Genomic DNA, 14,468 nt, shown 5'->3' with positions numbered 1-14,468 from the left:
ATGGCTGAAGATCAGACCACAGCACCTCCAGAAGATGCAAAGGAAGCCGATCCAACGGCTGGTCGCGTAACCCGTGTTCAGGGTTCCGTGATTGACGTTGAATTCCCAGTCGGCTATCTGCCAGATATTTACAATGCGCTCAAAGTGGATATCAACACCGTTGGAAACACGGAGGGAGATACTGTTCACGAGATTACATTGGAAGTTGAGCAGCATCTTGGTGATTCCACTGTGCGTGCAGTGGCTTTAAAGCCTACGGACGGCTTGGTCCGTGGTGCTTTAGTTAGAGACACTGGTGGACCAATTTCTGTGCCTGTTGGCGATATTACTAAGGGTCATGTTTTTGACGTAACTGGTAACATTTTGAACGCTAAGCCAGGCGAGAACATTGAGGTTACTGAAAGGTGGCCAATTCACCGCAACCCACCTGCTTTCGATCAGCTTGAGTCCAAGACTCAAATGTTTGAAACGGGTATTAAGGTTATCGATTTGCTTACGCCTTACGTTCAGGGAGGAAAGATTGGTCTGTTCGGCGGCGCAGGCGTTGGTAAAACCGTGTTGATTCAGGAGATGATTCAGCGCGTTGCACAGAATCACGGTGGTGTGTCTGTGTTTGCTGGCGTTGGCGAACGTACTCGTGAGGGTAACGATTTGATTGGCGAAATGGCTGAGGCTGGCGTTTTGGAGAAAACAGCGCTTGTCTTTGGTCAGATGGATGAGCCTCCTGGGACTCGTCTTCGCGTGCCTCTTACTGCTTTGACTATGGCTGAGTATTTCCGTGATGTTCAGAATCAGGATGTGTTGCTGTTTATCGACAACATCTTCCGCTTTACTCAGGCAGGTTCTGAGGTTTCTACGTTGCTTGGTCGTATGCCTTCTGCAGTTGGTTATCAGCCAAACTTGGCGGATGAAATGGGTGCGTTGCAGGAGCGCATTACTTCTACGCGTGGTCATTCTATTACGTCGCTTCAGGCTATTTACGTGCCTGCAGATGATTACACTGATCCTGCACCTGCAACAACATTTACACATTTGGATGCTACTACTGAGCTTTCGCGTGATATTGCGGCTAAGGGTATTTACCCAGCTGTGGATCCTTTGACTTCTACTTCGCGAATTCTTGATCCGCGTTATGTTGGTCAGGCTCATTACGATTGCGCTAATCGTGTGAAGGCTATTTTGCAGCGTAATAAGGAGCTTCAGGACATCATCGCTTTGATTGGTATTGATGAGCTTGGTGAGGAAGATAAGACCACTGTGAGCCGTGCTCGTAAGATTGAGCAGTTCCTTGGTCAGAACTTCTATGTGGCTGAAAAGTTCACTGGTCGTCCAGGTTCTTATGTTCCAGCTGATGAGACCATTGAGGCGTTTACGCGAATTTGCAATGGTACTTACGATGAGATTCCTGAGCAGGCGTTCTCTGGCATTGGTGGCATCGATGATCTTGAGCGTCGTTGGCACGATATGAAGCAAGAGTTTGGTGCGTGATTATGGCAGAAAAGCAAGTGAAAACGCTGCACGTTAGTGTGGTTGCAGCCAGGCATCCTGTTTGGGAAGGCGATGCCAAGTTTGTGGTTATTCCTTCTGTGAATGGCGCAATGGGTGTTCTTCCTGGGCATGAGGCTGTGCTTGCGTTGATTGATCACGGATTTGTAAAGGTTGACGATTTGAAGGGCGTTCGTCATGTTTTTAAGGTGACTGACGGATTCTTTTCTGTTGACTCAGACAATATTACTATTGCTGTTGAGCACAGTTGTAACGTTGATAAGGACGGCAATGTGTTGCCTAACGCTAAGGTGATTTAATGTGATCTAAGTTAATCTAAGGCTGACTTTTGTAATAAGGTACGCTAGATAAGCAGGAGTTTGCGATTATTTATCGCGGCTCCTGCTTTTTGTTTCTTTTTGCCCGCGTTTGTTTCTATTTTGCTAAAAAGGGAACAAATGCGGGAATCTAGTTGTGAGCGATTGTATTGTAGCGTGGCATTTCGTGTGGTGTTGGTTTGACGTTGGTGTGGCGCTGCGTGGTGTCGGCGTGTTGCGTGTGTGATGTGTGTGGAATGTTGATTTTTCAATGGTTTTATAGTGTTAGTGTTCTTGCTTGAGTAGTTTCCTGAGAAAAGTCTGGGAAAATTCTTTAAAAACCTTGAAATAATGTGTTTTTACGGTTTTATTAGTGTTAATCCACAAATATTATGGTGAAAATAGTTTTTATTGTGGATTAGTTTGTGTGTAACATTATTTTTTTCTGTTTGTTTTATGTGGGTGCCTCTTGACTTTTTTAAACGGGGGGGGGGTATGTTAATAAGCAAACGCTAGCTGCTCCTAGTTTTGGCTGGTGTTTAAACAACTATCCATATGTTGTGGATTGTGGAGCAAATTTTTCTCTGCGCCCCTAACGCAGAGGAGAAGAAGAAAGGAAATTAAAATGATGAATAAGAAGGCTATCGCCGCTTTCGCTGCTGGCGCTACTTTGCTTGCCGGCTTCGCAATGGCAACCCCAGCAATGGCTGAGTCTCTAATACCAATGTATAACCAGAATAATGGTTTTGCTGAGGTTTCTGATGGTACTGATGCTTCTGTTCTTAAGGCTACTATCGAGCAGGATAAGCAGGAAATCAAAGCTGCTGAGGACTGGAATGATAAGGTAAGCTCTGCTTACGCTAATGCTAACACTAATACAGCAACAGTTACTGTTGATGGTGTTGTTCCTGCAGATTCAAGCCAAGCAACTCATGTTCTTGTTCTTGGCAAAGATGGTAAGTTGAACCAATTAGTTAAGGCAGGCGCAGTTACCGAGGCTCAAGTTGCTGCTCTTGTGGCTGCTGCTAATAAGGCTGAGGCTGCTGTTGATGCTGCTAAGAAGAAGCTTGCTGATGATGAAGCTGCTTTAGCTAAGCTTGAGAGCAAGAAAGTAACTCCTAAGAAGGATGATAAGAATACTCCATCCAAGCCTGAAACAAAGCCTGTTGTTCCTGGTGTTCATGTGAAGACTGCTGATAAGGCTGCTGCTAAGGGTGAGCTTGCTGCTAAGGGTGGCAATGGTCATGGTAAGTCTGGCGAGAAGCTTGGTAATGCTGGTGTTGGTGTTGCTTTGACTGCTTTGGCTGCTTCTATGCTTGCTGGTATGGGTGCTGCTGTTCGCAAGATGCGTCACTAAGTTAAAAGGCTTGCGTTGAGCGTGTGATACGCGTGTTGTTTTGCTTCACGCGTATCACAAGCTTTCAAATAGTGGCTTGGGTTTTTGTGTGGTTTGCCGAAAATTTCCTTTTCTTACCATGTGGAGTTTGGGTTGCTGTTTGATTGTGCTTAATGCTTGTTGCTGGTTGGTTGTTTCCTGCTAGGGACGGGATTCTTCCTTCTGGTTTTAAGGGTTTGTTAGATTACTTCTAACAAACCCTTTTTATGTTTTACTCACTTTGCGTCAATTAGCCATTGTGCTATGTCTATTGCGTGGATTCCTTCAACGTCGTAAGAATCGTGGCGAGTGTTTGCAAGTAGGATTTTAGTGTATGAGTCTTTTATTGCTTTTAGTGGCGAAAGTTCGCGCTCCAACGTTGCATTGTCACTAATGCTATCTTCAAGCTCGTAGTATTTTTACTTTTGAAAGCAAACACGTATTTTTACTTTCAAAACTTTAATATTTTTTAAGTTTTGAAAGTGGGGGCGTATGTTTGCGTAAAATCCCGAATCTTTACTTTTGCGTGCGTAGCATTGGTGTTGTCTACGCCGAAACGAGTGGCGTTATGTTGATGTTACCGACGCTGCCGATGTTTCTATAGTGCGTTTTTGCCAAAATGTCGGTATAAATGAATGTTTTTTACTCGCTATGCCTTCATTTTGGCAAAATGTAGGTATAGAATAGATTCTTACGTTAGCTATGCAATCATTTTGTAATAAATGCATTATTTGCTTGTAAACAAAAATATCGCAAGCAAAACATTGCAAGACATTACTACAAAATCTTCACTAGCGTAAACGCAATAATGTAAACGTAATAACGTAAATGGAGTCGCATTATGGATTACAAAACAATACGCAAAATAGTTGCGATGTCTAAAAGTAATGCAAAACCTTGTGATATTGCGGAAGAAGAATATCGATTGCGCATTGATAATCCTGTGACGTATCGTTCTGGAATCGTATTTGATGGCCATGAGATTTTTGCAATGTGTGTAACGGATCTTGTAACGTACATAGATGATATTATGCGCGCTGAAAAAATCATTGAAAAAGCGTGGAACGATTTGCCATGGTTTGCTCAACGCGAATATTTAATGCAACTTATAGCAAAAGAAGTGCAAAATACCAACATTATTGAAGGTGTTCACAGCACTAGAAAAGAGCTTTCCAAAGCACTTGATGCTGCAAACGAGCAGAATAAGCATACTCGTTTTAGTGAATTTACTAAGCTTTTTCTCGAGCTTGCGGATTCAAGTGAATGTGACACTTCGATTCCACAAACCTTGCAAGATATACGAAAAATCTACGACAGTATTATGCAGGGCGAATTAGAAGCAAATAATATTCCAGATGGTGAGATTTTTAGGAGTGGAAAAGTAAGTATTCGTGATGGTGCAAATAATGTAGTGCACGATGGCGATGCAACGGAAGCGGAAATTCAAAAGCATATAACTGAGTTATTGCATTTGATGAATAGTGCCGAAGTTCCAACGCTTATCAAGGCGTGCATGTGCCACTATGCTTTTGAGAGCGTGCATCCATTTTATGATGGAAACGGCAGAACTGGGCGGTTTTTGCTTGCTTTGCAATTGCATGAGCAGCTTTCAATGCCAACGGTTTTGAGCTTAAGCTCCATAATTTACGCAGAAAAATCTGGATACTATGCTGCTTTTTCTAAATCACAAGAACTGTTTAATTGCAATGATTTAACTATGTTTTGTTGCACAATATTGGAATATATTAAAAAAGCACAGAGCGAAGTGTTTGAGAATATTAGTGTGCAATTAAAGCACATTATTTACTGTATGGGTAAGCTGCGTGAGCTTTTCCCAGAGGAAGAAATTTCTAAAGTGCAGCGTGAAGCTCTGTCTATTTTGTTGCAAAATAAGCTTTTTTCGTATAATCCAACTCCAATGACTCGCAAGCAACTAAGCGAATACGTTGGTAATGCAATTGATGAGAAGATTGGTGAGAGAAAGATTGTGAGCGCGCTTAACGGTTTGATTGAGCTTGAAATGGTTGATTCTATTGGCGAACGCCCTCTTAGGTATGAGCTTTCTAAAAAAGCGAATGAAATGTTTGCGTGAGGCAAGCGATGTTTAGGAACGTAATGGCGATTGAGCGCGCGCTTGGAACGGGGATTATTATCTCTAGCAGCAAGCCGATTTCGCAGCGCGTGCAGAAGCGGATTCGCGCTTTTGTTGACGAGTACGAATCGGTGCTTTCGCGCTTTCGCGCGGATTCGCTTGTTTCGCGCATGGCTTGTGCGGATGATGGCGGCGATTTTGAGTTTCCAGAATGGGCTGGGCCACTTTTTACGCTTTATAGTGAGTTTTACGCTGCTACGCACGGCGCTTTCGACGCGTGTATTGGCGCGGATTTGCTTGCATTTGGTTACAACAATTCTGTGCAATTCGTTCCGCAATCGGCAGTTAGTGCAGGTAAGAATGAGAATAGTAGCAGTGACAGTTGGGCTAATTATCGCCGCGCTTTGCCAGTTACGTGGGGGAATATTTCGCGAGATGACGGCGGCACAACGCTTCACACGAATCAGCCAGTGCAGCTTGATTTTGGTGCAGCTGGAAAGGGCTATTTTGTAGATCTTGTAACACAGATTATTAAAGAGGAGCTTAGTGGCGATTCGCCTTCGAATAGCGATTCGCGTACCGATTTTGATTTTTTGGTTAACGCTGGCGGAGATATGCGCGCTTGTTTTAGCGAAGAGAATAATCAAATAAAAGTGGCTCTGGAAAATCCGTTTGACACAACTCAAGCAGTTGCAGTAGCATCAATCGCAAGCGGAGCGTTGTGTGCGTCATCTAATGCGAGAAAGTGTTGGAAAGTAAAAGATGCAAGTTACTTAGGCAAAGATGCAAGTGGCTTTGAGTCTAATTTAATTGCAACTCACTTGATTAATGCGCTTGATGGCATCCCTGCTTGCGATTTATGCGCAAGCTGGGTTTATATTCCTGCTAAAACTTGCGATTTCCCAACAGCTTATGCCGATGCGCTCGCAACTGCGTTGTTTGTATCGCAAGAAAACGATTTGCAAAAAATCGTGCAAACCACCAGTGCTGAGTTTGCTGTAATGCTGCCTAATAAAACGCTTCGCAAAACGCGTGCATTCCCAGCGCACTTTTTTGCGGAGTGATGCTGAGTAATGCTGAATAATTCCAACTAATGCCCAATAATGACTATGCGAGCTAGCTTGCTTGCAAGAATCGAAGCTAGACGCAAACAATACGGTAGCGTTGCAATCAGCTTCCACTTTCAAACGTGCATAGTAAAATTGTAAAATAAATTTTACTGTAAAGTAAAAAATTGCAGAGAAGGAGATTGTGTGTAATGTCTTATAAAACAGTTGATTCTTTAATGCGACATCTTAGAGATAGTGGCTTAATTATTTCTAGTAGTGTACAAAAAAGACAACTAATAAATACTGGATATTTGGGTTATAGGCCAAAAGACCTATAACCCACATTTTTTACTTGGCACTGTTAACTCAACCTTAAACCCACCGTATTTGCTTCTACTTATATCAACTGTTCCATTATGAGCGCCAATAATCTGCTGAACAATCAGCAAACCCAAACCATGCCGTTGCTCTGCAGTACTTGTATCGCAAATCATATAGTGCGGTGCATGATTAAGCTTTTCGATTTTTTCATCTGAAACACCTATACCGTTATCTTCAACACAAATAATACAATTATTATTATTTGCAGCAACGGATACATAAATCGTACACCCATTTTCATTATGAGATATGCTGTTCTGAATAAGATTAGATATCGCTCGTTTTAATAAATCTTTGTCTACATTAATATTGTAAACAGTCAATTCTGCGTCCGTTTCCCATTTAATCGAAAACTCATCTTGCATACCCATATTCATAAAATCCACAACAACTTGCCTAACAACAGCAACAACATTTTCTTCTTTTTTCATAATTGGTTGCATATTGTATTCAAGTTTTGAAGCCAGATTAAGGTCATTAATCAAATTTTTCATTCTGACACTTTGCTTAATAATCATCGTTGCTTTTTTACGATCTTCTTCCAAAATATGGAGAGAATTTTCTAACTGTCCCGCATATCCCATAACCATAGATAACGGCGTACGAATATCATGCGAAACCCCAGCTATCCAATTCGCTCTTGCAGTCTCTCTTTTCCTCAATTGTTCTTTTTGTATTTGCAAAATATCGGAAGCAGAATTTATATTAGATGAAATTTCTGAAAGCGCTCCTGTTTCTGGAATATGCACGCTTTCTCCACTAGATAAACGTTGTATCCCTTTTGTAATCGGATTAATTGATTTTAGTAGTTTTATATTAGCTATTAAATAAATTCCAAGAATAAGCAAAATGTTGATGAAGAATACGCTTAAAACAATCTGTGGAAAATTTGAGATTAAACTGTAGTTCCAACTTGGTCGCGTATGTTTCCAAAAGCTTTTGTGCGGAAATCCGACTACGACAACTCCATTCTTATTATCACCAGTGTAAGTTGGATAACCATCAATGTAGCCAACGCTCAAATTAGCTACATCAGACAAAGTATAATCGTTTGGAATAGTTGCAGGAACGTCTTTTGTTTTCCATACGACTCTTAACGTATTATTATCAATCAAAATTGCCCATGCGCCAGAATTTGTCAATTTGGAAGACATATTTTTTGATAATGCATAATCCCCACTTGCGGATAATTGTAATGCTTCTCCCGTCTCTTTTGCTATGTTATAGGGAGATATCTCTTTATCGGGAGCGTAATTTCCTATAAGTACAACAAGCGCAATAATATTCATTAATACTATGAGCACAGTGCTTAGTAGAAAAATACTTATGAAGCGTTGTATTAGTTTTGGTATGCTTTTCATTCTGCTTTACTCCACAATCAGCTTGTATCCTAAACCTTTTACTGTTACCAATGAAACAGGCTGCGATGGATTGAGTTCTATTTTTTCTCTTATACGACGTATATGTGCCATTAAAGAATTTTCATATCCAAAAGGATTAGCTCCCCATGTAGCTTCACATAATGCGTCAATTGTTACAATGCATCCAGCATTTCTATAAAGTGCAGAAAGTAAATCATATTCTTTGGCTGTGAGTTGAATATGTTCGTTATTTTTTATTACTTGGGCAGAGGAAAAATCAATCTGACTATTTTTCAGTTTAACAATGGGATTTTCGCTCTTGTAGCTTCGTCTTAAAATTGCCATAATGCGAAACGTTAGCTCTTTTGGAAGAAACGGCTTTACAATATAATCGTCTGCTCCTAAGTCAAATCCCTTAAACTTATCTTCATCTTCACCGCAAGCAGTAAGGAATAAAATAGGACAATCACTATATTGTTTTATCTGCTTCATTAACTCAAACCCATTACCGTCGGGGAGCATAACATCAAGGATTGCTAATTCTGGACGTAATTTTTGTGTTGCTTCTACGGCATCTTTTATACTTTTTGCAGTCGTTATATTATAAAAACCGTATTCGTTTAATATGGACACAACCATATCTAGAAGTTCCTGCTCATCATCAACAAGCAGCAGATGCTTGTTCAATAAATAATCATTCAGATTCATGGAGAACCCCCTAACATATATTATGCCATGTGAATATTCATTTTTTGACCTCGCATAAAAATGTAAGGTAGATGTAAGGTGAAGAGAATGTTGTAGAAAGGTTGACGCAATATCATAAATCCTGAAAGGAGATATTGCCATGAACAATATTGTTACAACAGAACATTTAACAAAAAAATATAAGTCATTTATTGCTGTTAATGATGTTTCACTTCATATTCGCAAAGGTAGCATTTACGGCTTTCTTGGGCCAAATGGAGCTGGAAAATCTACAACAATGAAAATGCTCCTAGGGCTTACGGCTCCAACAAAAGGTGTGTTTACAATCGACGGAAAGCAGTTTCCTGCCGACCGCATACCTATTTTGAAAGAAATAGGCTCGTTTATTGAATCGCCATCTTTCTATGCAAATCTAACAGGTAGAGAAAATCTTGACATTATACGTCGCATTTTAGCATTGCCTAAGAGTGCAGTTGATGACGCATTAGAATTAGTGGGTCTTTCTGAGTTTGGAGACCGTCTTGCAAAAAAATATTCGCTTGGCATGAAGCAAAGGCTTGGTCTTGCTGGAGCATTGCTTGGTAGACCACCTATTTTGATTTTAGATGAGCCAACAAATGGACTAGATCCATCTGGCATACATGAAATCCGAAATCTGATTAAGTCGTTGCCAGATCTTTACGATTGCACGATTCTTATTTCTTCTCATATGCTATCCGAAATTGAGCTTATTGCAGATGATATTGGAATACTTAATCACGGACACTTGTTATTTGAAGGTAGTTTAGATGAACTACGACAGCATGCTTTACAATCTGGTTTTGCTTCCGACAATTTGGAAGATATGTTCCTATCCATGATTGATGAAGACAATAAGATCAGGAAGCAGAGTGCAAGACTATGAAAACGCTTGTAATCGAACTAAAAAAATGCAAGAGAACTGGCTTTATAGCTCTTATGATTGCTATTGGCATTATGGGAGCAGCGTACGCTTTTGTGAATTTCATTGTACGAAAAAATACATTATTAAACCTGCCTTTAGCTCCTATGGATATTCTTCTTACACAGCTTTACGGCATGATTATGGTGTTAAACATGTTCGGCATAATAGTCGCCGCATGCATTATCTACAACATGGAATTTAAGGGAAATGCAGTAAAAAAGATGCATATGCTTCCTATGAGTGTTCCAACTATGTACCTATGCAAATTTATGCTGCTGACCGTTCTGTTACTAATCGCTATTTGCATACAAAATTTAGCACTTGCAAAAATCGGTGTAACAGATTTGCCACAAGGCACGTTTAATGTAAGTACTCTTATATCTTTTGCTGCATATTCATTTATTACATCAATGCCCGTATTGTCCTTTATGATTTTTGTATCATCACGATTTGAAAACATGTGGGTGACGCTTGGAATTGGTGTAGCAGGATTTTTAAGCGGCATGGCATTGGCTTCGTCAGACATCGTGCTTTTTATGGCATCACCTTTTATCGTTATGCTAAAACCAGCAGTTGCCATGAGCGCGCAACCTAATACTACGGTCGTAATCGTATCAATAGTTGAAACACTTCTGTTTTTATGTTCTGGATTGTGGACAGCTAAGAACCTGCACTACGAATAAGGAGATTATGAAAATGAGATTTTTTGAACTTCTTAGAATCGAATTTAAGAAAGTAAAGCGTAGTAAAATTATTCCTTTGATTTTTATTGCGCCACTAATTGTGGTTGGATCTGGTGTAGCAAGCCTTCATAGATACTTCACTCCAGAATATACACACGCATGGGCTGCTATGTTTATTCAAAGCGCATTAGTCTATTCATACTATTTGCTTCCTCTTAGTATGATTGTTATTTGCGTGATGATTGCCGGACGAGAAACGAGCAATAACGGAATACTAAAAATGCTGGCACTGCCTGTTAGTCGATACGCGATTTCTGCTGCAAAATTTTGCGTACTATTATTTTATTTGCTTATGGAAATGGTCGTATTTTTTGCTGTATTCGTTATAGCAGGATTGTTTGCAACCAGTAGCACAGGAGTTACAGAAACGCTCCCAATTATGTATCTACTAAAATGGTGTTTAGATCTGTTTTTGACTATGATTCCAAGCGTAATAGTCATGTGGGCGATTACTGTTCTTTTTGAAAAGTCAATGTTATCCGTTGGATTAAATATACTTCTTGTGATTCCTGGCGTATTAATAGCAAATACTCCACTTTGGGTAGTTTATCCTTATTGTTACAGCGGATATATGGTTTCCCGCTCTCTACATGCAGTTACATCAACAGGATTAGGAAACGGATTTAATCTTATACCATTTTTGCCATGTGCAATTGCAATATCTGTGTTTGTATTTTTGATTGCAATAACACAATTTGGCAAAAAAGAGATGAGATAATAAGGGGTACTAAATAACAATGCAGTGAAATAACAAATGCAGATGTGACTTGCAAAATCGCGTATAAGTTTTTAGCTATACACAAAACGCGTAAAACGTTCAAAACGTTCAAAACGCAGTATGGAAACAAATAGAACAAAAACAAAAAGCTTTCGGTTTTGAACGCCCCTAGTAGCAAACAAAACCGAAAGCAACACACTCAACACTCAAACCCCCACACGCACAACAAACGCCAACACAAATCAGAGATAAAAATATTCTTTCTTCTATTAGGGTGGAGATTGACGCTAGCCCGCAGTTGCGTAGTAAAAAGAAGCTTATTGAAGGGTTTATTGCGCAGCTTAACGAAAAAGAGCTTCGAGAGCTTGCGGATTATAGCAATGGCGCTGCGGCTAAGGCGCGCGCTGAAAAGAAAAGTCGCATTGTAGAAAGTATGAGAAACATGTTTAATGAGTTTGTTGGGCTTATTGGCTTTTCTCAATATGATTCGCAAAAAGATTGATAATTATCATTATCAATATCATTTTTGTAATATTTGCGTGTTTTTTGCGTCTAACTATATCAATCTACTTGATATATCGATATTATGTTCATGGGGTTACTTGCGAAGCGACTTTAAACAGAATAAAAACGGAAATACAAACCGTGCAAAAGCCGCCAAAAAATTTGAACGATTAAAACTAAACGAAAATAGAAAAAATTGTGTGCGCTCGATGGGGATTAGAGCCAAAGGAGATATGGAGACATTATGCACGCGTGTGCAAAAGCGCGCCAAAAAGTTGCGAGCGCATCGGCATTTTTGTTGTCAATATGCATTTTAATAAGTTGTGCAATGGGAGTAGTCGGATTAGTAGGATTAGTTGGAGAGCCAACAATAGCCTACGCAACTGACGCTGACAAAACCTATAACAGTTGGTCAGAAGTTTCTTCAGCAGTTACAAGCCAAATAGAACAAGGTAAAAACGAATACAATAGTGCAAATATGGCAGGAGCTGCAACCAGATTCCAAGCTGCATACAATTCGGTATACGTAGCATCAAACTTCATAACCGTTGTTAGAGACACAATTGGTCAAGATAAGGTGCAGTCGCAAAGTGACCAGTTCCAGCAACTGCAAACTTTGGTATATCAACAAAATCAAAGCGCACAGATTAGTGAAGTGGCATCTACTCTGGAAAGAGATATTGCGCAAACCGCTTCTCAACTCGATGCAAACACGCAGCTAGATAAGCCGAATGTTTACGCAGCCAAGTTGCGCACGCAAATCGCAAAAGAGCGTAAAAAGCTCGATGCAGCAAAAAAGAAAAATCTTGGGCGAAATGGCAGAACTTGGAGCCAAGTTGCGCGCGAAATGAACGTTATACTCGACAAATCTGCATCAACGTACAAAGCAGCAAAAGGAAACAAGCAAGAAGTTGCCAAAGCTGTTGATTTAGTAAACGAAGCCTACTACCAATATTACGAAAAGCTTGGTTTTGAGAAGAACGTGATGAACGCAATAAGCGGAAGCCGGGTAAGCACTGTTGAATACCAGTTCAAAGAGTGCAGGCAGGCTATGAACAATGGCAAAACATTTGAGCAAACAAAAAAGTTCGTGACAGATCTTAAGTCAATGCTTATTGAAGATGCAGCAAAACTAGACGGCGGAGCGGCATCTAACGCCAACCCGTTTATGCAATTTATAACAAGCTCCTTTGGGCAGGCTTTTATAATCTTGTTGCGCGAAGGGTTGGAAGCGCTGCTGGTTGTGGCTGCAATAATCGCGTATCTTATTAAATCTGGGCACAAGAGCATGGTTAAGTACATTTACATGGGGCTTGTTGCAGGAATCATAGCTTCGCTTATTGTTGCTGCGCTTTTTGGATTGTTGTTTAACGGTTCTGGTCCGCAGCAAGAGATTACGGAAGGCGTTGTAGCCCTGTTTGCAATGCTTATGCTGCTGTACACAAGCAATTGGATGATTTCAAGATCTTCTGTGCAAGCTTGGAACGAGTATATTCGCAACCAAACGACAGCAGCAGTTTCTAAAGGAAGCCTGATTTCTCTAGCGCTGCTAAGCTTCTTAGCAGTGTTTCGCGAAGGTGCAGAAACTGTAATCTTCTATCAAGCGATTTTTGCTGTATCAAGTGGAGCAGACTCCATGATCTGGGGCGGGTTTGTAGCTGCAGCCGCTGTTTTGGTTGTAATCTTCCTGCTAATTCGCTTCGCATCCGTTCGCATACCAATTCGCCCATTCTTTACAGGAACCAGCGTTCTAATGTGTATCCTAGTGGTGATTTTTGCTGGCGGAGGCGTGCACGCGCTTATAGAGGGTGATGCGCTCGCTGGGGTTTATATTCAAGGCTTGCCAACTAACGATTGGCTTGGATTCTATCCGTACGTTGAAACGATTTCGGCGCAAGTCGTAGCTGCAATCGTGGTTATTGCACTGCTATGCGTGTCTATTTTGCGCACACACAAGTCGCAAGCAACCGTTCGCGGATAAGTCAAAACTAAAAATCAAAACTAAAAATCAAGCAATAATAAACAGATAATTAACTAACAGAAAAGGTTAGATATGAAGAACAAAAAGATGATGGCAATTGCAGCCTTAGCGCTGGCAGGAATGCTAACACTCACTGGTTGCGGTGCAAACGGAAACGCGGCAAAATCTGCTGCAAAGCCACAAGCATCTGAGCAGAAGGCCGACGATAAGGGCGGAGACAAAGGCTTTGAAGAGGTTCCAGTTGGACCTAACCAAGACCAGAACATTGGCCCACTTACGATTGGCGCCGTGTACTTCCAGCCAGTTGACATGGTCCCAGCAGGCATGGGCTTAAAGGCAAGCGAGGCAAGCTTCCATCTTGAGGCAGATATTCACGCAAACAAGGAAGGTACAAAGCTTGGCTACGGCAAGGGCGAGTTTATTCCAGATTTGACTGTGAATTATCAAATTATTGATAAGGCGAGCGGCGACGCTGTTGTAAAGGGAACGTTTATGCAAATGAACGCTTCCGACGGCCCGCATTACGGCGCAAATGTTAAGCTCGATAAGGCTGGAAACTACAAGTTAGTGCTTTCTGTTGAATCGCCAGAAAAGAAGGGTTGGATGCTTCACGTAGATCCTGCTACGGGCGTGACTGGCAGATTCTGGACTGAGCCAATTACCGCTACATTCGACGATTGGAAGTACACTCCACGTCAGTGGTAGTTTTGCCAGTGGTAGTTTTGCCAGTGGTAGTTTTTAAGAATAAAAACAACAAATAAATAATGCATAATGCATAAATAATGCATAATGCATAAATAAAAAACAAAAA

Annotated in this window: 13 protein-coding genes and 1 pseudogene; 11 read left to right on the top strand and 3 right to left on the bottom strand. The window is 40.8% G+C overall.

What is annotated here, in order from left to right; genetic code table 11:
* The 3 genes from atpD (at position 1) to GAVG_RS05930 (ending at position 3,159) form a co-directional block, all read left to right on the top strand.
* Entirely contained in the window at positions 1–1,488 is a 1,488-nt protein-coding gene (atpD, locus tag GAVG_RS05940; RefSeq protein WP_004120484.1) for a F0F1 ATP synthase subunit beta, read from the top strand.
* Positions 1,489–1,490: 2 nt separating this feature from the next.
* Complete coding sequence (locus tag GAVG_RS05935) at positions 1,491–1,805, top strand: F0F1 ATP synthase subunit epsilon (RefSeq protein ID WP_004116284.1); 315 nt, start codon at positions 1,491–1,493, stop codon at positions 1,803–1,805.
* A gap of 622 nt (positions 1,806–2,427) precedes the next feature.
* Positions 2,428–3,159 (top strand): hypothetical protein, encoded by a 732-nt coding sequence (locus tag GAVG_RS05930; RefSeq protein WP_009994308.1) that lies wholly within the window; start codon positions 2,428–2,430, stop codon positions 3,157–3,159.
* A 254-nt stretch (positions 3,160–3,413) separates the two neighbouring features.
* Here GAVG_RS05930 and GAVG_RS07520 read toward each other — a convergent pair.
* A pseudogene (locus tag GAVG_RS07520) lies at positions 3,414–3,578 on the bottom strand (ATPase); the annotation flags it as partial.
* A 440-nt stretch (positions 3,579–4,018) separates the two neighbouring features.
* Between GAVG_RS07520 and GAVG_RS05920 the strand changes: the two are divergent.
* Together GAVG_RS05920 and GAVG_RS05915 are read left to right on the top strand one after the other, a co-directional pair.
* Positions 4,019–5,269: a Fic family protein gene (locus GAVG_RS05920; RefSeq protein ID WP_004138600.1), complete on the top strand. Its 1,251-nt coding sequence runs from the start codon at positions 4,019–4,021 to the stop codon at positions 5,267–5,269.
* A gap of 23 nt (positions 5,270–5,292) precedes the next feature.
* Positions 5,293–6,333, top strand: a complete 1,041-nt coding sequence (locus GAVG_RS05915) for an FAD:protein FMN transferase (protein WP_009994313.1) — start codon at positions 5,293–5,295, stop codon at positions 6,331–6,333.
* A 317-nt stretch (positions 6,334–6,650) separates the two neighbouring features.
* On the opposite strand, the gene GAVG_RS05910 is transcribed toward GAVG_RS05915, so the two are convergent.
* Both GAVG_RS05910 and GAVG_RS05905 read right to left on the bottom strand, forming a co-directional pair.
* Positions 6,651–8,060: a sensor histidine kinase gene (locus GAVG_RS05910; protein ID WP_013399787.1), complete on the bottom strand. Its 1,410-nt coding sequence runs from the start codon at positions 8,058–8,060 to the stop codon at positions 6,651–6,653.
* 6 nt (positions 8,061–8,066) lie between these two features.
* Positions 8,067–8,768 carry a response regulator transcription factor gene (locus GAVG_RS05905; RefSeq protein ID WP_009994318.1) on the bottom strand — a complete coding sequence of 234 codons (702 nt, stop codon included), beginning with the start codon at positions 8,766–8,768 and terminating at the stop codon, positions 8,067–8,069.
* 139 nt (positions 8,769–8,907) lie between these two features.
* Between GAVG_RS05905 and GAVG_RS05900 the strand changes: the two genes are divergently transcribed.
* The 6 genes from GAVG_RS05900 (at position 8,908) to GAVG_RS05875 (ending at position 14,362) form a co-directional block, all read left to right on the top strand.
* Positions 8,908–9,672 (top strand): ABC transporter ATP-binding protein, encoded by a 765-nt coding sequence (locus GAVG_RS05900; RefSeq protein WP_004138603.1) that lies wholly within the window; start codon positions 8,908–8,910, stop codon positions 9,670–9,672.
* Complete coding sequence (locus GAVG_RS05895) at positions 9,669–10,394, top strand: ABC transporter permease (RefSeq protein WP_009994320.1); 726 nt, start codon at positions 9,669–9,671, stop codon at positions 10,392–10,394. Before GAVG_RS05900 ends, GAVG_RS05895 begins: the two co-directional genes overlap by 4 nt.
* A gap of 13 nt (positions 10,395–10,407) precedes the next feature.
* The gene (locus GAVG_RS05890) at positions 10,408–11,172 is read left to right on the top strand and encodes an ABC transporter permease (protein ID WP_004114222.1); all 765 of its coding nucleotides are present in this window, start codon (positions 10,408–10,410) and stop codon (positions 11,170–11,172) included.
* A gap of 241 nt (positions 11,173–11,413) precedes the next feature.
* Entirely contained in the window at positions 11,414–11,674 is a 261-nt protein-coding gene (locus GAVG_RS05885) for a type I restriction endonuclease subunit R, EcoR124 family (protein ID WP_116285252.1), read from the top strand.
* Positions 11,675–11,920: 246 nt separating this feature from the next.
* On the top strand, positions 11,921–13,657 hold the full coding sequence (locus GAVG_RS05880; protein WP_009994324.1) for an FTR1 family iron permease: 1,737 nt from the start codon (positions 11,921–11,923) through the stop codon (positions 13,655–13,657).
* 72 nt (positions 13,658–13,729) lie between these two features.
* A complete protein-coding gene (locus tag GAVG_RS05875) occupies positions 13,730–14,362 on the top strand; it encodes an iron transporter (protein WP_004114233.1) in 633 nt (210 codons plus the stop codon).
* Positions 14,363–14,468 lie beyond the last annotated feature (106 nt).

The sequence above is a fragment of the Gardnerella vaginalis ATCC 14018 = JCM 11026 genome (assembly GCF_001042655.1).
Classification (GTDB): Bacteria; Actinomycetota; Actinomycetes; order Actinomycetales; family Bifidobacteriaceae; genus Bifidobacterium; species Bifidobacterium vaginale.
Note: the sequence above shows the minus strand (reverse complement) of the source record. Positions and strands in the feature narration are given on the sequence as shown.

Excerpts from the sequence above, each read along its gene's own strand:
- atpD (WP_004120484.1), top strand. The coding sequence starts at position 1 with ATGGCTGAAGATCAGACCACAGCACCTCCAGAAGATGCAAAGGAAGCC.
- GAVG_RS05935 (WP_004116284.1), top strand. The coding sequence starts at position 1,491 with ATGGCAGAAAAGCAAGTGAAAACGCTGCACGTTAGTGTGGTTGCAGCC.
- GAVG_RS05930 (WP_009994308.1), top strand. The coding sequence starts at position 2,428 with ATGATGAATAAGAAGGCTATCGCCGCTTTCGCTGCTGGCGCTACTTTG.
- GAVG_RS05920 (WP_004138600.1), top strand. The coding sequence starts at position 4,019 with ATGGATTACAAAACAATACGCAAAATAGTTGCGATGTCTAAAAGTAAT.
- GAVG_RS05915 (WP_009994313.1), top strand. The coding sequence starts at position 5,293 with ATGGCGATTGAGCGCGCGCTTGGAACGGGGATTATTATCTCTAGCAGC.
- GAVG_RS05910 (WP_013399787.1), bottom strand. The coding sequence starts at position 8,060 with ATGAAAAGCATACCAAAACTAATACAACGCTTCATAAGTATTTTTCTA.
- GAVG_RS05905 (WP_009994318.1), bottom strand. The coding sequence starts at position 8,768 with ATGAATCTGAATGATTATTTATTGAACAAGCATCTGCTGCTTGTTGAT.
- GAVG_RS05900 (WP_004138603.1), top strand. The coding sequence starts at position 8,908 with ATGAACAATATTGTTACAACAGAACATTTAACAAAAAAATATAAGTCA.
- GAVG_RS05895 (WP_009994320.1), top strand. The coding sequence starts at position 9,669 with ATGAAAACGCTTGTAATCGAACTAAAAAAATGCAAGAGAACTGGCTTT.
- GAVG_RS05890 (WP_004114222.1), top strand. The coding sequence starts at position 10,408 with ATGAGATTTTTTGAACTTCTTAGAATCGAATTTAAGAAAGTAAAGCGT.
- GAVG_RS05880 (WP_009994324.1), top strand. The coding sequence starts at position 11,921 with ATGCACGCGTGTGCAAAAGCGCGCCAAAAAGTTGCGAGCGCATCGGCA.
- GAVG_RS05875 (WP_004114233.1), top strand. The coding sequence starts at position 13,730 with ATGAAGAACAAAAAGATGATGGCAATTGCAGCCTTAGCGCTGGCAGGA.